19 protein-coding genes are annotated in these 20,121 nt (G+C 65.0%); 9 read left to right on the top strand and 10 right to left on the bottom strand.

Annotated features, from left to right (window positions below; genetic code table 11):
- The 3 genes from AKL02_RS05165 (at window position 1) to AKL02_RS05155 (ending at window position 2,460) form a co-directional block, all read left to right on the top strand.
- Complete coding sequence (locus AKL02_RS05165) at window positions 1-702, top strand: pyrimidine 5'-nucleotidase (RefSeq protein ID WP_078604012.1); 702 nt, start codon at window positions 1-3, stop codon at window positions 700-702.
- Between the two features lie 114 nt (window positions 703-816).
- Window positions 817-1,044 (top strand): hypothetical protein, encoded by a 228-nt coding sequence (locus tag AKL02_RS05160; RefSeq protein ID WP_078604013.1) that lies wholly within the window; start codon window positions 817-819, stop codon window positions 1,042-1,044.
- A 204-nt stretch (window positions 1,045-1,248) separates the two neighbouring features.
- Complete coding sequence (locus AKL02_RS05155; RefSeq protein ID WP_083079235.1) at window positions 1,249-2,460, top strand: UbiH/UbiF family hydroxylase; 1,212 nt, start codon at window positions 1,249-1,251, stop codon at window positions 2,458-2,460.
- On the opposite strand, the gene AKL02_RS05150 is transcribed toward AKL02_RS05155, so the two are convergent.
- From AKL02_RS05150 to ppk2, 5 genes are all read right to left on the bottom strand, one after another.
- Entirely contained in the window at window positions 2,457-3,815 is a 1,359-nt protein-coding gene (locus AKL02_RS05150) for an MATE family efflux transporter (RefSeq protein WP_078604015.1), read from the bottom strand. The genes AKL02_RS05155 and AKL02_RS05150 overlap by 4 nt on opposite strands.
- A gap of 100 nt (window positions 3,816-3,915) precedes the next feature.
- A complete protein-coding gene (locus tag AKL02_RS05145) occupies window positions 3,916-4,512 on the bottom strand; it encodes a cytochrome b/b6 domain-containing protein (protein ID WP_083079236.1) in 597 nt (198 codons plus the stop codon).
- A gap of 6 nt (window positions 4,513-4,518) precedes the next feature.
- Complete coding sequence (locus AKL02_RS05140; RefSeq protein ID WP_078519779.1) at window positions 4,519-4,962, bottom strand: c-type cytochrome; 444 nt, start codon at window positions 4,960-4,962, stop codon at window positions 4,519-4,521.
- Between the two features lie 262 nt (window positions 4,963-5,224).
- A complete protein-coding gene (locus AKL02_RS05135; protein WP_083079237.1) occupies window positions 5,225-5,827 on the bottom strand; it encodes an SAM-dependent methyltransferase in 603 nt (200 codons plus the stop codon).
- 92 nt (window positions 5,828-5,919) lie between these two features.
- Window positions 5,920-6,933, bottom strand: coding sequence for a polyphosphate kinase 2 (ppk2, locus tag AKL02_RS05130; RefSeq protein WP_232621717.1), 1,014 nt, complete (start codon window positions 6,931-6,933; stop codon window positions 5,920-5,922).
- A 140-nt stretch (window positions 6,934-7,073) separates the two neighbouring features.
- Between ppk2 and AKL02_RS05125 the strand changes: the two genes are divergently transcribed.
- From AKL02_RS05125 to parE, 3 genes are all read left to right on the top strand, one after another.
- The gene (locus AKL02_RS05125; protein WP_078539834.1) at window positions 7,074-7,733 is read left to right on the top strand and encodes a glutathione S-transferase family protein; all 660 of its coding nucleotides are present in this window, start codon (window positions 7,074-7,076) and stop codon (window positions 7,731-7,733) included.
- Window positions 7,734-7,952: 219 nt separating this feature from the next.
- Window positions 7,953-8,288: a hypothetical protein gene (locus AKL02_RS05120; RefSeq protein WP_133051995.1), complete on the top strand. Its 336-nt coding sequence runs from the start codon at window positions 7,953-7,955 to the stop codon at window positions 8,286-8,288.
- 121 nt (window positions 8,289-8,409) lie between these two features.
- The gene (gene parE, locus AKL02_RS05115; RefSeq protein ID WP_083079690.1) at window positions 8,410-10,365 is read left to right on the top strand and encodes a DNA topoisomerase IV subunit B; all 1,956 of its coding nucleotides are present in this window, start codon (window positions 8,410-8,412) and stop codon (window positions 10,363-10,365) included.
- Window positions 10,366-10,384: 19 nt separating this feature from the next.
- Here parE and AKL02_RS05110 read toward each other — a convergent pair whose 3' ends face one another.
- On the bottom strand, window positions 10,385-11,065 hold the full coding sequence (locus AKL02_RS05110) for an AbiU2 domain-containing protein (RefSeq protein ID WP_083079686.1): 681 nt from the start codon (window positions 11,063-11,065) through the stop codon (window positions 10,385-10,387).
- 356 nt (window positions 11,066-11,421) lie between these two features.
- Between AKL02_RS05110 and AKL02_RS05105 the strand changes: the two genes are divergently transcribed.
- Window positions 11,422-12,273, top strand: a complete 852-nt coding sequence (locus AKL02_RS05105; RefSeq protein ID WP_083079682.1) for an aldose 1-epimerase family protein — start codon at window positions 11,422-11,424, stop codon at window positions 12,271-12,273.
- A complete protein-coding gene (locus tag AKL02_RS05100) occupies window positions 12,270-12,773 on the top strand; it encodes a gamma-glutamylcyclotransferase family protein (RefSeq protein ID WP_083079674.1) in 504 nt (167 codons plus the stop codon). Before AKL02_RS05105 ends, AKL02_RS05100 begins: the two co-directional genes overlap by 4 nt.
- Here the strand turns inward: AKL02_RS05100 and pdeM are convergent.
- Complete coding sequence (pdeM, locus tag AKL02_RS05095; protein ID WP_083079671.1) at window positions 12,746-13,393, bottom strand: ligase-associated DNA damage response endonuclease PdeM; 648 nt, start codon at window positions 13,391-13,393, stop codon at window positions 12,746-12,748. The two genes, AKL02_RS05100 and pdeM, sit on opposite strands and share 28 nt — an antisense overlap.
- Window positions 13,390-15,795 carry a ligase-associated DNA damage response DEXH box helicase gene (locus tag AKL02_RS05090; RefSeq protein ID WP_083079701.1) on the bottom strand — a complete coding sequence of 802 codons (2,406 nt, stop codon included), beginning with the start codon at window positions 15,793-15,795 and terminating at the stop codon, window positions 13,390-13,392. The genes pdeM and AKL02_RS05090 overlap by 4 nt, the downstream gene beginning before the upstream one ends.
- 307 nt (window positions 15,796-16,102) lie before the next feature.
- Between AKL02_RS05090 and ilvD the strand changes: the two genes are divergently transcribed.
- Window positions 16,103-17,938 carry a dihydroxy-acid dehydratase gene (gene ilvD, locus AKL02_RS05085; protein WP_083079666.1) on the top strand — a complete coding sequence of 612 codons (1,836 nt, stop codon included), beginning with the start codon at window positions 16,103-16,105 and terminating at the stop codon, window positions 17,936-17,938.
- 52 nt (window positions 17,939-17,990) lie between these two features.
- Here the strand turns inward: ilvD and AKL02_RS05080 are convergent, their stop codons facing one another.
- On the bottom strand, window positions 17,991-19,058 hold the full coding sequence (locus AKL02_RS05080; protein ID WP_083079664.1) for an FUSC family protein: 1,068 nt from the start codon (window positions 19,056-19,058) through the stop codon (window positions 17,991-17,993).
- Window positions 19,059-19,110: 52 nt separating this feature from the next.
- Window positions 19,111-19,941 (bottom strand): fructosamine kinase family protein, encoded by an 831-nt coding sequence (locus AKL02_RS05075; RefSeq protein ID WP_083079662.1) that lies wholly within the window; start codon window positions 19,939-19,941, stop codon window positions 19,111-19,113.
- Window positions 19,942-20,121: the final 180 nt, after the last annotated feature.

Raw genomic sequence — 20,121 nt, 5'->3', positions numbered from 1 at the left:
ATGACAGACAGCTCCGCGCCTGCCCCCGCCTCCGCCACCCCTGCCGACCGCGATCTCGCTGCCGATTTCGCGCATGTCGACGCCTGGGTGTTCGATCTCGACAACACGCTCTACCCGCCAGAGGCGCGTCTCTTCGACCAGATCGAAGTGAAGATGACCGATTTCGTGATGCGCTCGCTGGGCGTCGATCGCGCGCGGGCCGACCATCTGCGCAACCACTATTGGCAGCTTTACGGCACCACGCTGGCGGGTCTGATGCACGAGCACGACGTGGATCCTGCCCCCTATCTGCACGAGGTGCACGAGATCTCGCTCGACCATCTGGTGGTGGATGAGGCACTGCGCGCAGGCATCGAAGCCCTGCCGGGGCGCAAGATCGTCTATACGAACGGCTCGGCCCCCTATGCGACGCGGGTGATCGCGGCGCGCGGGCTGACGGGGCTGTTCGACGGGATCTATGGCGTCGAACATGCCGAGTTTCACCCCAAGCCCCGCGCCGAAGCTTTCGACCGGGTCTTCGCGCAGGCCGGGATCGCGCCCGACCGCGGTGCGATGTTCGAAGACGACGCCCGCAACCTGCGCCATCCCCATGCGATCGGGATGAAGACCGTGCATGTCGCCCCTGCCCCCGCGCCGGAGGATCACATCCACTATCACACAGCCGATCTCGCCGGGTTCCTGCGCAAAATCACGCGCGCATGAAGGGAAAGTGACGGCGCTGCGACAATATGGCACGGCTTCGCATCTTTATCGAAACGAGATGCATCTTTAAATCACGGTGGCCTGTCAGGGAGACAGCAAACGGGAGAATCGATTATGACCATGACGACCGCCGATTCCGGCGTTTCGGCCTATGTGGCCGATCATTCCGAAACCGAGCACAAGCAGATTTCGCCGGCTTTCATGTTCACCCTCGCGCTTGTCGTCGTGGCTCTGGCCGCGGGCATGGTCGCGATCATGGGCCTTGGCGGCCTGATCCTCTGGGCCGTGGGCGCCACCTGGATCATGCTCGGCCTCATCGTTGTGATGACCGCAGGCGGCTGACGTCGCACTAGTAGAATTCTCGCCCTTGGCGAACACGGCCCGGATCCGCGTGATCCGGGCTGTTTCTTTTTGCGCCGCGCGTTGCGGGACCTGCACACCCCCGGCTTGCGTTTCGCTGTGTCGCCGCGTCGCATCCCGGCGGCGGATCATTGCACCTGCCCGCGCCGGAGGGCAAAGTGGCACGGACATTGACGGAGGCGCCCCATGGCCGAAACCCGCACACCCATCGACACCGATATCCTGATCTCCGGCGGCGGCGTCGCCGGTCTGACGGCAGCCGCGGCCTTCGGGCAGGCGGGCTTCACCACGATCTGCGTCGATCCCACGCCGCCGGTCACGGAAGAGGCGGCAGAGGGCGCGGATATGCGCTCGACCGCGTTCCTGCGCCCGTCGCGCGAGGTGCTGCAGGCAGCTGGGATCTGGGATCGGCTCCTGCCCTATGCCGCGCCGCTGCAGATCATGCGGATCGTGGATGCGGGCGGCGAAAGCCCGACCGCACGCCTGACCCGCGATTTTGACGCGGCCGACCTGTCCGACGAGCCCTTCGGCTGGAACTTCCCGAACTGGCTGCTGCGCCGCGAGCTGGTGGCCGCGCTGGCCGATAACCCGCTCGTCGATTTCCGCCCCGGCGTTGCGACGATCGGCCTCGTGACCCGCGAAAGCGGTGCCGAGGTGACGCTGTCCGACGGCACCCATGTGCGCGCCCGTCTCGTCATCGGGGCCGATGGCCGCAATTCCTTCGTGCGCGAAGCGGCGGGGCTTGGCGTCAAGACGATCCGCTATGGCCAGAAGGCGCTGGCCTTCGCGGTCACCCACCCGATCCCGCATGACAATGTCTCGACCGAGATTCACCGCTCGGGCGGGCCGTTCACGCTGGTGCCGCTGCCTGATCGTGACTGCAAACCCTCTTCCGCGATCGTCTGGATGGAGCGCGCCGCCGAGGCTGAGCGCCTCGCCACGCTGCCCACGGAGGAATTCGAAGCGGCGATCATGGAACGCTCGACCGGGCTTCTCGGGCCGCTGAAGCTGGAGACCCGCCGCGCGGTCTGGCCGATGATGACGCAGATCGCGGATCGGTTCTCGGGCCAGCGCGTGGCCCTGATTGCCGAGGCCGCCCATGTCATTCCGCCGATCGGCGCGCAGGGGCTGAATATGAGCCTCGCCGATCTCGCCTGCCTTCTGAAACTGGCCGAGGAAGACCCGGTGCATCTGGGCGAGGCGAAGATGCTCGACGCCTATCACCGCCGCCGCTGGCCGGAGGTGAAGGCGCGCGAAGTGGGGATCGACCTGCTCAACCGCGCCTCGATGGTGGAATCCCAGCCGCTGCGCGATCTGCGCGCAGGCGTTCTGGGCGCGCTCTATTCGCTCGGGCCGGTGCGCAAGACGCTGATGAAGGCGGGGCTTGGCGTGCGTTAAGCGACTGACTGGCGCGGCTGCAACCACGGCCCGCGCCAGAACCGCCGCATCATCATCGCCCCCGCCGAGGCGAGACCGAGGACGAGGCCGAGCCATAGCCCGACGCCGCCGAAATCCAGCGTGAAGGCGAGAAAGTAGCTGGCCGGGATACCGATCAGCCAATAGCTCGCCACCGCCATCCACATCGGCACGCGCGTGTCCTGCACGCCGCGCAGCAGGCCCAGCGCCATCACCTGCATCAAGTCGAAGAGCTGGAAAATCGCCGCAACCATCAGGAAGCGCACGCCATAGAGGACGATCTCCGGCGTGGCCGGATTGTCGGCATCGAGAAACAGCCGCGTGAGCCAAGGACCGGCGAAGACGAAGACCGCCACCGTCAGCAGACCGAAGCCCACGGAGAGCCCTGTCACCACCCGCGCCCCGTCACGCAGAAGGCGCGGGTCACGTTTCCCATGCGCCCGCCCTGCCCGCACGGTGGCCGCGTTCGACAGGCCGACATGCACCATGAAGGTGATCGAGGAGACCTGCAGCGCGATCCCGTGCGCGGCGAGTTCGATCGTGCCGATCCAGCCCATCATCAGCGCCGAGGCCTGAAACATCGAGCCTTCCGCCACCGAGGTCAGCCCCACCGGCAGACCCATTTTCGCGACGATCCAGAACGCCTCCCAATCGGGCCGCCAGAAACGCTGGAACAGCCGGATATGGGTCAGGCCCGGCGCACGCGCGGCATAGATCGCCTGCGCCACGAGGTTCAGCACCATCGCGCTCAGCGAAGCGATGGCCGCGCCGCGCACACCCAGTTCCGGCGCGCCCCAATTGCCGAAGATCAGGATCCAGTTGACGCCCGCGTTCAGCAGGACAGCCCCCAACGTGATCCAGAGCAGCACCGCCGTGCGCTCCTGCGCGGACAAATACGAGCGGATCACCATCATCGCGAGGCCTGGTGCCAGTGCGAAGCCGAGGATGCGCAGGTAATCCTGTGCGAGCGCCGCGATCTCGGGCTTTTGGCCCAGCATCTCCAGCACCGCGCCGGAATTCCAGAAGACCGGCAGCATCGCGAGCCCGAACAGGATCGACAGCCATATCCCCATCCGGGTGTCGCGCCGCGCCTGCACCTCGTCATCCGCGCCCAAGCTTGCCGAGACGCGCCCCATCACCGCCAACGCGATCCCGTTGCCCAGCATGAAGATCGAGAAGAAATAGGAGGTGCCCAGCACCAGCGCCGCCAGCGCCTCGACGCCATACCAGCCCACCATCACCGTATCGGTCACGTTGAGCAGCATCTGCGCGAGGTTGGAGCCGATCAGCGGCAGACCCAAAGTGAAGATCGCCCGCACGTGGCGGGCGAGAGGCATCGCTTGGTTTTGCGGCTGAGGCGGTGGCGCGCTCTGATGGGGGTCGGTGCTCGTCATGGGCGAGCGCTAGCCCCGCCCGACGCGGCGGTCAAGAGAGCGGTTACTCGCCCACTTCTTTCTTACCCGTGATCATCGGCTTCACGAGGTTCACACCTTTCCACGTCCGGTAATAGACGATGGCCGCGATGTGGATGCCCACGACGATCAGCAGCAGGGTCGCCACGAATTCATGGATTTTCGGCGCCCAGCTCGTGCTGATGCTCTCGGGCACGGAGCCCGCAAGGGGGCCGACGTTGATGTAATCCTGCGGATCGGAGGTCAGCCCGGTCACGACCTGCACGATCAGCAGCGCGAGCATCACGAGAACCGACCAGCCGCCCAGCGGATTATGCCCGACATGGCCGGAGCTTTCCTTGGATGGCAGGTGGCGAAGATAATCCGCCACCGCCTTGGGTCCATAAAGGAACTGCGAGAACCGCGCCGTGCGCGATCCCACGAACCCCCAGATAAGACGCACCGCCAGCAGCCCCGCGATCGCGTAGCCGGCATAGAAATGCCGCGTCATCTGGTTCGGCCCCCATTCCCCGAGACCCCAAGCGGCAGCAAAAGCCGCCACCAGAAGCCAGTGGAACAGACGCACGACAGGGTCCCAGACCGTGACGGTTTTCTTCGCGGGGGAGGCGGCGGTGTCTTTCATTCTGCGTTACTTCGAACGGAACTCGTCGTGGCAGCTCTTGCACGTGCCGCCGAGCTTGCCGACCGCCGGCTGCAGCGTCTCGAGGCTGCCTGCCGCATCGGGCATCTCAGCCGCGGCTTGATGGAGGGCGTCCGCCTTTTCCATGAACAGGTCCATGTTCGACCAGATTTCCGACTTCGCGTGGGTCTCCATCATGTCGTCGACCGAGGTGCCTTCGACGAAGAGCGGCGAGATGTCGACCTTCGCGAGCGCCGCGATATTGTTGGCGGCGGTCTGTGCCTTGGCGGCATCGAAGTCCATCTTGCCCTGCGCCATCGGCGCGAGCACGGCCATCTGGGCGCCGAGCAAATCGAAGAAACCCTGGCGCGCTTCGACAGCGTCTTTGGGCGACTGCGCGAAAGCGGCGCTGGCGGCGAGGGTGAAGGTCAGGGCGAGGAGAGGCTTACGCATGTGGAACTCCAATCTGCGATGGCAAGAAACGTACAGGTTTGAGGTTACACGCATTCGTGTCAATCCGAAGACACTCCTATGTGCGCAGGCACACATTTCCCCTACCGGGACGATAGGGAGGCACCGGGTCTTAGGCAGGTTCCGGCCTATTGCCGATCGAACGCGCAAGTCGCCTAGAAATCGCACTTAAGTTGCGACGGAACGTCAGGCACCCCGCGTATAAGCCGCGCGAAATCCTGACTTTATGCCGAAATCTGCGGAATCAGCGCGCGGGTTTGCGGGCGACGAAATCGATCAGGGCGGCGCGACCGGAATGGCCCGCGCCCTCGTCGAGAACGGCATCGTAATCGGCCTGATGCAGCACCTCCCAGCGCGGGAAGGCGTCGCGCAGGAGATCGAGATCGTAGAGCTGCTCCACGACCCCCGGCCCGCCCGTGCCGTAGCGCGGCTGGCGGCGCGCGAAGCCGTGGATCAACGCGAGCCCGCCCGGTTTGAGCGCGGTCGCGATGCCGTCAAAAATCTCCGCCCGAAACGCGGTATCGGCGAATTGGATGAAACAGGCGAGAACGGCGTCATATTCGCCGCGTGGCCAGTCATAGCCGCGCAGATCGGCGTCGATCGTCTGCATCGACACGCCCCGCTCCCGCGCCAGTTCAGCGGCCTTGCGGCGCGCGTTCTCCGACGGCTCGAGGGCCGTGACCTGCACTCCGAGGCTGGCGAGATAGGTGCCGTTGCGGCCTTCGCCGTCAGCGATGCTCAACAGCCGCGCCCCCGGAGCGAGACGCCACGCCTGACGCGCCACGAAATCCGCCGGGGTCGTGCCATAGAGATAATCTTCTCCGGCGAATCTTTCGTTCCAGCCCATGCTCTCCTCCGGTTGTTACCTTTCACATGGAATGCAACCGGCGGAGGGACAAGCCCCACCGGTCACCGAAATCGCCATCGGCGATCACATGCTCAGGATTTGGTCACGCGGCGCTGATCGGGATGAAGAGATGCGCCAAGAATATGCTCAGACGAATGCACGACATGGCTCGCATGGCCCACGATCAGCGGATCGGGCGGCGTTGCGATCGTGGGATCCTTGTCGGGATAGTCCAGCGTCGACAGGAAATGCTTCATGCAGTTCAGCCGCGCGCGCTTCTTGTCGTTCGACTTCACGATGGTCCATGGCGCATCGGCGGTGTCGGTGTAGAAGAACATCGCCTCTTTCGCCTCGGTGTAATCGTCCCAGCGATCGAGGCTCGCCAGATCGATCGGCGACAGCTTCCAGCGCTTGAGCGGATCGGTTTCGCGCGATTGGAAGCGGCGGCGCTGCTCCTCGCGGGTGACCGAGAACCAGTACTTGTAAAGCCGAACCCCCGAGCGCACGAACATCCGCTCCAACTCCGGGGTCTGGCGCATGAATTCGAGGTAATCGTTGGGTTTGCAGAAGCCCATCACGCGCTCCACACCCGCGCGGTTATACCAGCTGCGATCATAGAAGGTCATCTCGCCCGCGGTCGGCAGATGCTCGACATAGCGTTGGAAATACCACTGACCGAGTTCCTCTTCCGAGGGCTTGTTGAGTGCGACGACCCGGGCAAAGCGCGGGTTGAGATGTTCGGTGAAGCGCTTGATCGTACCGCCCTTGCCCGCCGCATCGCGGCCCTCGAAGAGGATCACGAATTTCTCGCCGCTCTCCTGCGCCCATTTCTGGACCTTCAGCAACTCGGCCTGAAGCTCCGCCTTTTCTTTCTCATAGGCGGCGCGCGCCATCTTGCGCTTGTAGGGGTATTTCCCGGTCTCGAAAGCCAGCCGCACCGCACTGGGATCGACGCGCGGGAAGCTCTTCGGGCCGGTCGCCTTCGGCTCGGGCGGGGTGATCGCGGGATGCGCCTCGGAGGGATCGATCGGCTTGACGACAGCCTCTGCCTTCCCGGCTGCGGCCTTGGCCGGTTTCGTCGCGTCGCTCATGAACTGATCTTTCATGCGTATCCCTCCGTTGGCTGAACCTTGCAGAGCATCGCGCAATCCCGCGTGATGTGCCTTGATACGCATCAAAAACCCGTGTCTGCTGGGCCTCCGGCGGCAAAAACGCCACAAAAATCGAGCGAAACGAAGGAACGGACATGATCACGATCTACGGCAACTATCATTCGCGGGCGAGCCGGGCGCTGTGGTTGCTCGAGGAGTTGGGCCTGCCGTTCCGTCTGCGCCGAGTCGTGCAGGCGAACCGTTTCAAGGATCCGCTCGCGCCGGAGGTTCCGCTCAACACCCGCTCGCCCGAATTTCGCAAGCTCTCGCCGATGGGCGCGATCCCGGTGCTGGAGGAAGACGGGCTTATCTTGACGGAGTCGCTCGCGATCAACCTGCATCTCGCGCGCAAGGCGGGTGGCCCGCTCGCCCCGGCGCACGAGCGCGAACTGTCGCAAATGGAGCAATGGGCGCTCTTCGCCGCGACCTGGATCGAGACCGACGCGCTGGCGCTCAGCTTCGTCTATCGCCGCAAGGAGCAGGACACGCCCGAGGGCAAGGCCGAGATCGCGTCTCTCTGCTCGAAGCTCGCACGGCCCCTGACCACGCTCGAGACCCATCTGGAGACGCATAGCCATATCGTGGGCGGCCGGTTCACCGTGACCGACCTCAATCTCGCGGAGGTACTGCGCTACGGACAGGACCACCCGGATTTCCTCGCCCCCTACCCGCGCCTGCAAAGCTGGATCAAACTGTGCCAGAGCCGCAAAGCCTTCCGCGCGATGTGGGAGAAGCGCGAGGCCGAGGCGGTTTGATTCGGCGAACCCCGCGCCGCGCATAGTTCGAAAGGTGTATGCGAAGACGGCGCGGATACGCGCTCTGCTCAAGCGATGGGCAGGCGCTCAGCCCAACTTCGCCTTTCAGTCAGGTCTCCCTGACCAAGTGGTCGGGTTTTCCGCAGCGGGGTGAATTCCTCTTAGCAATGCAGCTTCCCTTACGTCATTTTGTCGGGGTGAAGAGGGTTCGAGGTAACCATGTCTGCTTTGCTTGGATACAGCCTGTGTTTGGGTGCGACGCTGATCGTGATCGCGGGAGATTTCGTTCTGAAATCCGCCGTTGATAAAGGTCACGCGCTGCATTCGCCGTCTGTCTTCCTAGGTTGCGTGCTTTACGCCGCTTCGGCAGCAGGTTGGTTTCTGGCTATGCGGCATGTGTCGCTGGCACAAACGGGCGTGGCCTCGGCGCTTTTCACATTGATGGCTCTGGTGACGATGGGAGTCGTCCTGTTCGGTGAAAAACTCGCCTTGCGGGAAGTCTTCGGTATCGCGATGGCGGTGGGGTCGATGCTGCTCATGGCGCGCGTCGCGTAAGAGCCGGACGTTTTCGGGGTGTGGGGCTTTCGAAGCGGATCGGGGCGGTGGGGTCTTCTTGCTCCTCCGCCCCAACCTGCGGTATCTCTTGTTTAGAAAACTACAAGAGAAAGCGAGCAGCATGGCCGACGATCTTCTGACGCCCCAGACCGATTCCTATGACGCCTCCTCGATCGAGGTGCTCGAAGGTCTCGAACCCGTGCGAAAACGCCCCGGCATGTATATCGGCGGCACCGATGAGCGCGCGCTTCATCACATGGTGGCAGAGGTGCTCGACAACTCGATGGACGAAGCGGTGGCCGGTCACGCCAACCGCATCGAGGTCGAACTGCTCGCCGATCATTCCGTCGTCATCCGCGACAACGGGCGCGGCATCCCGATCGACCCGCACCCGAAATTCCCCGGCAAATCCGCGCTGGAAGTCATCCTTTGCACGCTGCACGCGGGCGGCAAGTTCTCGGGCGACGCCTACGAAACCTCGGGTGGTCTGCACGGGGTGGGCGCCTCGGTGGTCAACGCGCTGTCGGACCTGATGGTCGTTCAGGTCGCCAAGAACAAGGAGCTGTATGAACAGCGCTTCTCGCGCGGCATCCCCGAAGGTCCGGTCGAGAAGATCGGCTCGGCCCCGAACCGTCGCGGCACCACCGTCACCTTCCATGCCGACGAGCAGATTTTCGGCCATCACCGGTTCAAGCCCGCACGTCTGCTGAAGATGGTGCGCTCGAAGGCGTATCTCTTCTCGGGCGTGGAGATTCGCTGGAAATCCGAGGTCGACGATGGCGAGACCCCGACCGAGGCGACCTTCCACTTCCCCGGCGGCCTCGCCGATTACCTGACCGAGACGCTGAGCGGCGCAAGCACCTATGCCGACCGCCCCTTCTCGGGCAAGGTCGAGTTCCGCGAAAAGTTCAACGTGCCGGGCTCGGTCGAATGGGCGATCAACTGGACGCCGTCGCGAGACGGTTTCATCCAGTCCTACTGTAACACCGTGCCGACGCCCGAGGGCGGCACCCACGAGGCGGGCTTCTGGTCGGCGATCCTCAAGGGTATCCGCGCCTATGGCGAGCTGGTGAACAACAAGAAGGCTGCGCAGATCACCCGCGACGACCTGATCACCGGCGGCTGCGCGCTGGTCTCGTGCTTCATCCGCGAGCCGGAATTCGTGGGCCAGACCAAGGACCGACTCGCCACCGTCGAGGCGCAGCGACTGGTCGAGGGCGCGGTGCGCGACCACTTCGACAACTGGCTGGCCTCGGACACGAAATCCGCAGGTGCGATCCTCGATTTCCTCGTGCTGCGCGCCGAAGAACGCCTCAAGCGCCGGCAGGAGAAAGAGACTCAGCGCAAATCGGCCACCAAGCGGCTGCGTCTGCCCGGCAAGCTGGTCGACTGCTCGGCCACGAACCGTTCGGGCACGGAGCTGTTCATCGTCGAGGGCGACTCGGCAGGCGGCTCGGCCAAGATGGCGCGCGACCGCAAGAACCAGGCGCTGCTGCCGCTCCGCGGCAAGATCCTCAACGTGCTCGGCGCGGCAAGCTCCAAGCTCGGCTCGAACCAGGAGATCAACGATCTGACGCAGGCGCTCGGCGTGGGGCTCGGCACCAAGTTCAACGTCGACGATCTGCGCTACGACAAGATCATCATCATGACCGATGCGGATGTCGACGGCGCGCACATCGCCTCGCTCCTGATGACCTTCTTCTTCACCCAGATGCGCCCGATGATCGACCAGGGGCACCTCTATCTGGCCTGCCCGCCGCTCTATCGTCTGACCCAAGGGGCCAAGCGCGTCTATGTGGCCGATGACGCCGAGAAGGACGCGATGCTGGAGAAGGGTCTGGGCGGCAAAGGCAAGATCGACGTGCAGCGCTTCAAGGGTCTGGGCGAGATGGACGCGAAGGACCTGAAAGAAACCACGATGCACCCCGACACGCGCAAGCTGATCCGGGTCACGATCCACGACGACGAGCCGAACGAGACCGGCGATCTGGTGGAGCGTCTGATGGGCAAAAAGCCCGAACTGCGGTTCCAGTATATTCAGGAGAACGCGCAGTTCGTGGAGGAGCTGGATGTTTGAGGAAGGTCGGCTCGGAGAATCAAGCGTCGAGCCTTAACCAATGGGGCCAATCAACAAACCAACGAGACGACGGGGAGCCGCCAGCCTTAAGCGTTTGATAATACTTGTCTTCGGCATGTTGACGCGCCTCCATGCCGATCCGCAGAGTATTCAATACACTTAGGGTTTCATCCCTGTCATCCTGAAGCGACCATATGAAATCGGAGTTACACAACTGCCTATGAGCAAATGATAGTGCGGCCTCTATGCCTGTCATCACGGCATTGATCTGTTTCAACGTTGGCCCGACTACGGCTTCTTGATTGCGGACTGCATCCCAATCTCGGTGTGCGATGAACTTGTTACGTTGGGCTTCAAGCGGCTGTAGCGTCTTTTTTGCCGCGTTTGCCAAGTTCTCAAACTCTTCCCGTCCCTCCCAGTCTGCATATCGATTGGTGTCCGCCAAGCTGAGCAATGTAAGATTTAACTTCTCTCCGCACCCACGCCCTGATTTTGCCGACCCAGCGATCCGAAAAGCACCTTGGATGAGTTCAGAAATCAGTGCTTGCTGCACGATGCCGAAGAAATGTCCCGAGACATTGTTCATCAGCGTGACACGTTCTTGATGCGAGGCGAAAAGCGTCAAGAGGATTTCCGCACGCGCTTTGAACCAGAAAAAGTCAGTCTCCAAAATATCAAGATCGCCACGAATGGTATTCATGTCTTGTGCTTCCTTCGTTGAAAATCAGTGGAATGATGGGGTGATCACCCTTGATTTCCAAACCAAATCGCCCGGGCGTCCAGCCCGGGCAGCGCCCGACCCTCCCCCCGGGAGGGCGCATTGGCAATGCCAGCGCGGGCATAAGCGTCCTCCGGGCTTGCGAGATAAACCGCTCGAACCAATCGACGGCGACTCGCCCACCCAAGGGTCGGGCGCTCCCCTTCGCACTCATCATAAGCGCCTATCCAAAGCCTGGCGCTGCCCCCTTCGCTGAGCACGAAACGGACACGGGCTTGGATCATTGCCGGCTGCGCGATACCAAGGCGCGATACGTCACAACCTCCGGATCCCGACACATGCCCCAGATTTCTTCCCAAAGCCTCAGCGTCACCATCGCCGATCTGGGCGCCGAGATGCAGGGGCTGAGCTATCAGGGGCAGGAGCTGCTCTGGGAGGGCGACCCGGCCTGGTGGAGTGGGCAAGCTCCGATCCTGTTTCCCATCGTCGGCCTTCCCGCCCCCGACGGGGTGACGATCGACGGCACGCCCCACGCGATCTCCAAGCACGGCTTCGCCCGCGACCTGCCCTTCCGCGTGACCGAGCTGACGCAAAGCCGCTGCTGCCACCTGCTCGAACCCTCGCAGGAGACCGCGGCCTATCCGTTCGATTTCCGCCTCGAGATCGTCCACGAGGTCGTGGGGTCGGAGCTGAGCGTCACCGCCACGGTCAGCAATGCGGGTGATCGAGAGATGCCGTTTTCCTTCGGCTTTCACCCCGCGTTCCGCTGGCCGCTGCCCGGCGCGACCGGCCCGCATCGGATCGAGCTGCGCAACGGGGCGGAGCCTGCCTTGGCACGTCTGACGGATGGGATGCTGGGGCGCGCGCGGATGCCCTCGCCCTTCACGGCGGGCGCGCTGACCCTCGATCCGGCGCAGTATGAGGACGATGCGATGATCTTCCCCGAAGGCGCGGGCGACGGGCTACGCTACCACGCCGACGGGGCGCCGGTGCTCGATTTCCGCTTCTCCAACCTGCCCAATCTCGCGCTGTGGCAGAAACCCGGCGCGCCCTATATCTGCATCGAGCCGTGGCATGGGCTGCCTGCCGCGGAAGGGGCCGGGCCGGAACTGGCCGCGCGGCCCGACAGCATGATCTTGGCCCCCGGCGCACAGGAGACATTCGCGATGACCTTGGCGGTGAGCGGATGATCCCCTACCTCGCCTATGGCTCCAACCTGCTGACCTCGCGGCTTGCCGCGCGCTGCCCTTCGGCCCGCGTGCTCGGGTTGGCGGAGGCTCCCGGACATGCGCTCGATTTCTCGAAACGCGGGCGCGACGGGAGCGCGAAGGCTACGATCACCGAAAGCGACGCGCGCACCCAAGGTGTGCTGTTCGAGATCACGGAGACCGACATCCCCGCGCTCGATGCCGCAGAGGGCGCGGGGCTGCACTACGAGAAGATCGCGCTCACGCTCGAGGATGGCCAGCGCGCCTTCACCTATCGCGCGCTACAGCGACAGGACGGGATCGCGCCGTTCGAATGGTATCTCGCGCTGATCCGGGCGGGGCGGCGCGAGCACGGGCTGGGCCTGGACGATCTGGCGGACGTCACGCCGATCCCCGACCCCGAGCCCGACCGCCCCGGATTCATCGCCGCCCGCGAAGCGTTGGTCCGCGCGGGCTATAGAGACTGGCGCGCGGCGCTCTGACCGATCGGGCGCACAGGCATGCCCGGCCCGGTCAGCACGGCGATGCCTGCCCCGACCAGAGACGACAGCTCCGGCCCGTCGCAATCCAACCCCCCGGTATAGGTGCCGAAAGCGGGCAGGATCAGGTGATCGCGCCCCACCAGAAACGCCCGATGCGACCGCCGCGCGATCGTCGCTTTGGGATGGTAATGGCCCGAGAGGTCCGGCCCCGCGCCTGCGATATGGCGCAGGGTGAGCGGGCCGATTTGCGTCTCTTCCACGGTCCGGCCCAAGCCGATCGGATCATGGTTTCCCGCGATCCATAGCAGTTCGGTCTGGGCCGCGATCCGTGTTAGACGCCCGGCGATCTCGGGCGCGATCTCTCCCGCCGCCGCATCGTCGTCGAACGCATCGCCTAGGCTGATCAGCCGCGAAGGCCGGAGGCGCAGCACCTCGGCCTCCAGCCGGATCACCGTGTCGAGGCTCTCGAAAGGCGGCAACAGCGCACCGCCACGCCGCGCCATCCGCTCGGACTTGCCCAAGTGCAGATCGGCCACGATCAGCGAGTCTTCCTCGGGCCAATAGAGCGCGCCCGACGGTTGCGCGATGAGCCGCTGCCCCGCGAAGGTGATCTCTCTCATTCCAGCCCCGCCTCGCGCATCATTGCCTGCGCCTCTTCTTCCATCAGCCGCGCTTCGCCCGTGCCGCCCCGAATGCCGACCTGCCCATGCTCCAACAACAACGGCGCGGCCAGCGGCGTCACATGCGGGGCGCGGATATGCACGATTCTTTTGCCTTGGGCCAGCATCTCCTCGATCCGCTCGAAATCGACGAGACCGCGGCTCGCCTCCTCGCGGGTGATGCGCAGCAGAAGGTGGTCGGGATCGTAGCGGCGCAAGGTATCGTAAAGGATGTCGGACGAAAACGTCGCCTGTTTGCCCGATTTGCGCTGCCCCGGCAGATTGCGCTGGATGAGGCCCGCGATCGTGGCAATGGAGCGGAAGGCGCGCTTCATCACCGCGTTGCTCTCCAGCCAGTCGCGGAGACCTTCGCGCAGCCCTTCGACTGAGAGCAGCGGGGCGGGGTCTTCGACCGGATCGATCGACCAGATCAGCAGCGCATAATCGGTGGCCACGAACCCGAGCGGTCCGAGCCCCGCCTGCTCCATCCGGTGGGTCAGCAGCAGCGCGAGGGTCTGATGTGCGTTGCGCCCGGCGAAACCGTAGAGACAGAAGAACGCCCGCCCGCCGCGCAGGAAGGTCTCGCAAGTCAGCGTGCCGGGGGCGGGCAGCATGGAAATCTCGCGCTGCAGCGCCAGCCAGTCGCGCGTGTCGGGCGGCAGCTGCTCCCAGTCCCTGGGCGTGGCGATCAGGCGTTGGACTCTTTGCGACAGCTCCAGTGAGGTCGCCATCTTCAGCCCCGAGAAGACGGCGATCTTCGGCTCGCGCGTGGCGGCGTTCGTCACCTCAACGACCATCTCGCGCAGGCCTTCGTAGCGCACCACCTGCCCGCCGATCAGGAACGTGTCGCCGGGGGTGAGAGACGAGGCGAACCCTTCCTCCACCTCGCCCAAGGGCGTGCCGCCGCGCCGGGATTTGCGGCGAACTTTCAGCTTCTCGGTCTCGGTGATCGTGCCGATATTCATCCGCAGATCGCGGGTCGCGCGGGGATCGCGGAGCTGCCATTTGCCGTCGCGCTGCAACAGGCGCTGCCAGCGGTCATAGGCCCGCAGCGCGTAACCGCCCGTCGCGCAGAACTCGAGACAGGCATCGAAATCGGCACGTGGCAAATTCGCGTAGGGCCCCGCCCGCAGCACCTCCGTATAAAGCGCATCCGCCTCGAACGGTCCGGCGCAGGCAGTCAGCAGGATATGCTGACACAGCACGTCGAGCGGCCCCCGCCAGCGCCGCCCGCCGCCGTCCAGATCGTTCTCGCGCACGGCCTCCAAGGCGGCGGCGCATTCGACGATCTCGAAGCGATTGGCGGGTACGATCCGCGCGCGCGAAGGCTCGTCATAGCGGTGATTGGCGCGCCCGATCCGTTGCACGAGGCGCTTGACGTTCTTCGGCGCGCCGACCTGCAGGACCAGATCGACATCGCCCCAGTCGAGCCCCAGATCGAGTGAGCCGGTGCAGACCACCGCGCGCAGCTCGCCGCTGGCCATCGCTTCCTCGACCTTGTGGCGCGCCTCGCGCGACAGCGAGCCGTGATGCAGCCCGATCGGCAGGGCGTTGTCGTTCACCTCCCAGAGCGCCTGGAAGAACAGCTCCGCCTGCGCCCGGGTGTTGAGAAAGACGAGGCTGAGACGTGCGTTCTCGATCGCCGCCATCACATCGCGCGCGGCATGCCGTCCGCCGCCGCCAGCCCAAGGTGCGGGGCGCTCGGTCGGCAGCATCTCGATATCGGGGGGCGGGCCGGGATCGGCCATGATCACCCGCGCGCCGCCCATGAAATCGGCCAGCGCCTGCGGAGCCTCGACCGTGGCCGAGAGCCCTGTGACGGTCAGGTCCGGCGACACGCTGCGCAGCCGCGCGACGCCCAGCATCAACTGGTCGCCCCGCTTGCTTTCGGCCAACGCGTGGATCTCGTCCAGCACCACCCGCTTCACCCCCGCGAAGATTTTCGGAGCTTCCGGGTAGGACAGCATCAGCGCGAGGCTCTCCGGCGTCGTCAGCAGGATCTGCGGTGGATCGACCCGCTGACGGCGGCGCTGCGTGGCCGATGTGTCGCCGGTGCGATCCTCGATCCGCAGGTCCAGCCCGATCTCGTCCACTGGCGCGCGCAGGTTGCGTGCGATGTCCTTGGAAAGCGCCTTGAGCGGCGAGACATAGAGCGTGTGCAGCCCCTCGTATCCCGCGGCCAGATCGACGAGCGACGGCAGAAACCCCGCCAACGTCTTGCCGCCCCCGGTCGGCGCGATCAGCAGCGTATCTTCGCGCGCCGACAGCACGTCGAGCTGATGCCTGTGCGGCTGCCAGCCGCGGCTGGCGAACCAGTCGGCGAAGCGTTGCGGCAGGAGGGGCGTGGCGGCGGTGTCGGGCATCGCGTGAAAGGTAGGCGTGAGGAGCGGATGCGCAAGCTTTGCGGCACGTCTTGGCGCGGGCGGCCAGCCTGAGCCGCGCCTGCCCGTCTCTAAAGCAATGAGTCCCTGCGCCGCGACGCGCGGCGCGCTCGCCGCTGAAAGCTTTCCCTGGAAGCCTTCCGAGACGCCCCCCTCCCCCAACATCTCGCACCATCGCACAGCCTACCCGCGCGATCTCGCCACTGTTCATCGGGCGATCCATGTTATATTCAGGCCCGCGACAGGAAATTGCCCGAGTCCCCTCGGGCGCGACAGAAACGGAAAACTTATGGCCTTTTATCGTTCCCGTAGATCCACCCATGGCCGCAACATGGCAGGTGCGCGCGGTCTGTGGCGCGCCACCGGCATGACCGATGACGACTTCGGCAAGCCGATCATCGCGGTCGTGAACTCCTTCACCCAATTCGTTCCCGGCCACGTCCACCTCAAGGACCTCGGCCAGATGGTCGCGCGCGAGATCGAGAGCGCGGGCGGTGTCGCGAAGGAATTCAACACCATCGCGGTCGATGACGGGATCGCGATGGGCCATGACGGGATGCTCTATTCGCTGCCCTCGCGCGAAGTGATCGCGGACTCCGTGGAATACATGGTCAACGCGCATTGCGCCGATGCGATGGTCTGCATCTCGAACTGCGACAAGATCACCCCCGGCATGATGATGGCCGCGATGCGCCTGAACATCCCGGTGATCTTCGTCTCCGGCGGCCCGATGGAAGCCGGCAAGGAAGGCGCGGAAATCATCGGTCACGACCTCGATCTGGTCGATGCGATGGTGGCTGCGGCCGACGACAAATATTCCGACGAGGACGTGCTCGCGATCGAGAAGGCCGCCTGCCCGACCTGCGGGTCGTGCTCGGGCATGTTCACCGCGAACTCGATGAACTGTCTGGCCGAGGCACTGGGTCTGGCGCTGCCGGGCAACGGTTCGATGCTGGCGACGCATGCCGACCGCAAAGAGCTGTTCCTCGAGGCGGGCCGCAAGATCGTCGAGATCACGCGCCGCCATTACGAGCTGGAAGACAAGGGCCTGCTGCCGCGCGAGATCGCGACGTTTGAAGCCTTCGAGAACGCGATGAGCCTCGATATCGCGATGGGCGGGTCCACCAACACCGTGCTCCACCTGCTGGCGATCGCGCATGAGGGCAAGGTCGACTTCACGATGGAAGACATCGACCGGCTCAGCCGCAAGGTTCCGGTGTTCTGCAAGGTCGCACCGGCGAAGCAGGACGTCCACATGGAAGACGTCCACCGCGCGGGCGGCATCATGGGCATCCTTGGCGAGATGAACCGCGCCGGTCTGATCCATCAGGACGTGCGCACCGTGCATTCGGAGACGATGGCCGAAGCGCTGTCGAAATGGGACGTGATGGTCGCCAATGACGATGCCACGGATCAGTTTTACCGCGCGGCGCCGGGCGGCGTGCGCACCACGCAGGCCTTCTCGACTGAGAACCGCTACAAAGAGCTCGACCGCGACCGCGAAAACGGCGTGATCCGCACCGCGGAACATGCGTTCTCGCAAGATGGCGGTCTGGCGGTTCTGTACGGCAATATCGCCGAACAGGGCTGCATCGTGAAAACCGCAGGCGTCGACGACTCGATCCTGAAATTCTCGGGCCCCGCAAAAGTCTACGAGAGCCAGGACGACGCGGTGTCGGGCATCCTGACCGGCAAGGTCGTCGAGGGCGAGGTGGTCATCATCCGCTACGAGGGCCCGCGCGGCGGTCCGGGGATGCAGGAAATGCTCTACCCGACCTCCTACCTCAAATCGAAGGGCCTCGGCGCGAAATGCGCGCTGCTGACCGACGGACGGTTCTCGGGCGGCACCTCGGGGCTGTCCATCGGCCATGTCAGCCCGGAAGCGGAAGAAGGCGGCACGATCGGCCTCGTCGAGACCGGCGATATCATCGAGATCGACATCCCGAACCGCACGATCAACCTTGCCGTGGCCGACAATGTTCTGGCCGCGCGGCGTGAGGCGATGGGGCCGCTGCCGTGGAAACCGGCAGAGCCGCGCAAGCGCGCTGTCTCGACCGCGCTCAAGGCCTATGCGCTGCTGGCCAGCTCGGCGGCGAAGGGTGGCGTGCGCATCCTGCCCGAGTGATCGCACCCTAACGCGAATTGGAACGGCCGCCTCTCGGGGCGGCCGTTTTCATTCAGGCGGCATCGCTTTCGGGCAGGCTTTCTTCCCAACCGAGCCGCTTGCGGATCGCATGGGCGAGATAGCTCATCGCCAGGGCCGAGGCCCCGCCCAGGACCGTGCCCGCGAACCGACCCCAAGCGTTCGACAAAGGTGCATCATTGCCCATCGAGACCATCACGACGATCAGCGCGGTCAGGAAGGCCACGAAGGTCGGGTAATGCGCGGGCGGCGCGAACAGGATCGCAGTCACGCCGAAGATCACATAGAGCCCCGGCATCACGAAACTGTCTGGCCCCAGCCACAGCACAAGCAGGCTCGCCCCCAGCCCGCCTGCGAGGGTTGCGAGGCTGCGCACCAGCACCCGGTCCCATGTCATGCCGGGACGCGGGCGCAGCATCAACAGCGCCGAGAGTGGCGCCCAGTAGGGGTGATTGATCGAGAAAGCCACTGCGATCCCGTAGGACAAGCCCACCGCCCCCATCGCCTGCAGCCCCTGCCCGATCAGCGAGTTGAGCGGCGCGACGCCATCGGGCGGCACTTGCCCATCGAGCTTCGGCCCCGTCTTCGGTGCGAAGTGTTTCCAGATCACCCGAACCGCCTCTTCCACCGCCAGGACCCAGACCATCGCGCCGCCGACAGCAAGCAGCACCGGCCCGGGCGACGGGATGAACTGCACGAGAAAGGTCGAGAGCGAGAAGAACAGCCAGCTTTGCAGAAACAGCCACCACAGGCTCATATCGCGACGCGAGAGCAGGCCAACGGCGAACGCGCCAAGCAGCATCCCCGGCACGCTCAGCGCGACGCCGCCGATCATGACCTTCGCGGCGATCATGCCGGCGAAGATCCCGACCAGTTTGCCCGCAATGTCGAGGAAGGTGACCGGCCAGCGCCGATTACGGATCGACTTGCCCTGCCCTGTCGAGGTGGCGAAGCCCGCGCCAAGCGCCGCGAGTTCCTGCCCCCGCGGCAGATCGAGCGACAGCACGATCGCGACCAGCCCGCTCAGCGCAAGCGCCGCGGGCAAGCCGCGCGACCAGTTCAGCTTGGAAAGCTGTGAGATTGAGATATCGGACAGCGACACCGTGTCTCCTTTCGATGCAGGCAAAGCGCCTTACCGACGCGCTGGTTCCCCGCTAGACGCCGATCCGGTCCAGAAGCCCCGCCACCATTCCGTGATAGCCCGAACCTAACAGGCGCAGATGCACCAGTGCGGGCCAGAGCTGATAGATCGCCCGCCGCGCCTGCCAGCCGGGTTCGAGCGCGCCGTAGCCAGCGGCGAATTCCGGCCCGGGCGCGCCGAAGAGATGGAGCATCGCGAGATCGACCTCGCCGTCACCGTAATAGCAGGCCGGGTCGATCAGCCCGCTCAGATGCCCCCGATCGGCCAGCACATTGCCCGCCCAGAGATCGCCATGCAGCAGGGACGGGAACGGGCGCGGCGGCAGATGCTCGTCGATCTGCGCGGCGAGCGTCTCGACACGGCGCGCAAGCGGCGCAGGCAGTTCGGGCAGCGACGGGCGCAGCCGTGCCTCGGCCCAGAACTCGGGCCATGTCGGGCGCGCTGCGTTCGGGATCGGCACCGGGCCGAAGGCGTAATCGTCGGGCCAGCCGTAGGGCGCCTCATCCGGTGCCCCAGCCGCGCGGTGCTGGCGCCGAAGCATCTCGCCCAGTTCCAGCCACCCCGCGCCCCGCAGCCCACCGCTCTGCGGCAAAGCCTCCATCACGAGGCAGCCCCGAGAGGCCGCGATCACCTTCGGCACCCGTGCGCCCGCCTCGGCCAGCGCCCGCAGCATCCTCGCCTCGATTTCGGGGCGTGGCCCGCCCTTGGCGATCACCCGCTCTCCGGTCGGCAGGTCCAGCGCCAGCACTAGGCTCAGATCGCCGCCCGCCAGCGGCTCGGCCCGTCGCGGCGTGATTTCCAGCAGGCGCGCGGCCTCTGCCAATATCCGCGCCGTTTCGTCCATGTCGCCCTCCTGTTTTCGGTCGTTTGCCTTTTCTTGCGGCACCACAGGCGAATATCCGCTCTGTGCGACAGGATTACGGTTGCGTGACGGGTTCCATCCGGTGCAAATGCCCAATGTTGCCGTCGATCAGCCTCCCCATGGCGGGTCAGTCCTTCGTGCAGCATAGACATTTTGGACGCC

Source organism: Thioclava electrotropha (assembly GCF_002085925.2).
In the GTDB taxonomy this organism is placed as follows: Bacteria; Pseudomonadota; Alphaproteobacteria; order Rhodobacterales; family Rhodobacteraceae; genus Thioclava; species Thioclava electrotropha.
This window is presented reverse-complemented; position numbering and strand designations above follow the sequence as displayed.

What these genes read in the sequence shown, in the direction of transcription:
- AKL02_RS05165 (WP_078604012.1), top strand. Translation starts at nt 1, where the DNA reads ATGACAGACAGCTCCGCGCCTGCCCCCGCCTCCGCCACCCCTGCCGAC.
- AKL02_RS05160 (WP_078604013.1), top strand. Translation starts at nt 817, where the DNA reads ATGACCATGACGACCGCCGATTCCGGCGTTTCGGCCTATGTGGCCGAT.
- AKL02_RS05155 (WP_083079235.1), top strand. Translation starts at nt 1,249, where the DNA reads ATGGCCGAAACCCGCACACCCATCGACACCGATATCCTGATCTCCGGC.
- AKL02_RS05150 (WP_078604015.1), bottom strand. Translation starts at nt 3,815, where the DNA reads ATGCCTCTCGCCCGCCACGTGCGGGCGATCTTCACTTTGGGTCTGCCG.
- AKL02_RS05145 (WP_083079236.1), bottom strand. Translation starts at nt 4,512, where the DNA reads ATGAAAGACACCGCCGCCTCCCCCGCGAAGAAAACCGTCACGGTCTGG.
- AKL02_RS05140 (WP_078519779.1), bottom strand. Translation starts at nt 4,962, where the DNA reads ATGCGTAAGCCTCTCCTCGCCCTGACCTTCACCCTCGCCGCCAGCGCC.
- AKL02_RS05135 (WP_083079237.1), bottom strand. Translation starts at nt 5,827, where the DNA reads ATGGGCTGGAACGAAAGATTCGCCGGAGAAGATTATCTCTATGGCACG.
- ppk2 (WP_232621717.1), bottom strand. Translation starts at nt 6,933, where the DNA reads ATGAAAGATCAGTTCATGAGCGACGCGACGAAACCGGCCAAGGCCGCA.
- AKL02_RS05125 (WP_078539834.1), top strand. Translation starts at nt 7,074, where the DNA reads ATGATCACGATCTACGGCAACTATCATTCGCGGGCGAGCCGGGCGCTG.
- AKL02_RS05120 (WP_133051995.1), top strand. Translation starts at nt 7,953, where the DNA reads ATGTCTGCTTTGCTTGGATACAGCCTGTGTTTGGGTGCGACGCTGATC.
- parE (WP_083079690.1), top strand. Translation starts at nt 8,410, where the DNA reads ATGGCCGACGATCTTCTGACGCCCCAGACCGATTCCTATGACGCCTCC.
- AKL02_RS05110 (WP_083079686.1), bottom strand. Translation starts at nt 11,065, where the DNA reads ATGAATACCATTCGTGGCGATCTTGATATTTTGGAGACTGACTTTTTC.
- AKL02_RS05105 (WP_083079682.1), top strand. Translation starts at nt 11,422, where the DNA reads ATGCCCCAGATTTCTTCCCAAAGCCTCAGCGTCACCATCGCCGATCTG.
- AKL02_RS05100 (WP_083079674.1), top strand. Translation starts at nt 12,270, where the DNA reads ATGATCCCCTACCTCGCCTATGGCTCCAACCTGCTGACCTCGCGGCTT.
- pdeM (WP_083079671.1), bottom strand. Translation starts at nt 13,393, where the DNA reads ATGAGAGAGATCACCTTCGCGGGGCAGCGGCTCATCGCGCAACCGTCG.
- AKL02_RS05090 (WP_083079701.1), bottom strand. Translation starts at nt 15,795, where the DNA reads ATGCCCGACACCGCCGCCACGCCCCTCCTGCCGCAACGCTTCGCCGAC.
- ilvD (WP_083079666.1), top strand. Translation starts at nt 16,103, where the DNA reads ATGGCCTTTTATCGTTCCCGTAGATCCACCCATGGCCGCAACATGGCA.
- AKL02_RS05075 (WP_083079662.1), bottom strand. Translation starts at nt 19,941, where the DNA reads ATGGACGAAACGGCGCGGATATTGGCAGAGGCCGCGCGCCTGCTGGAA.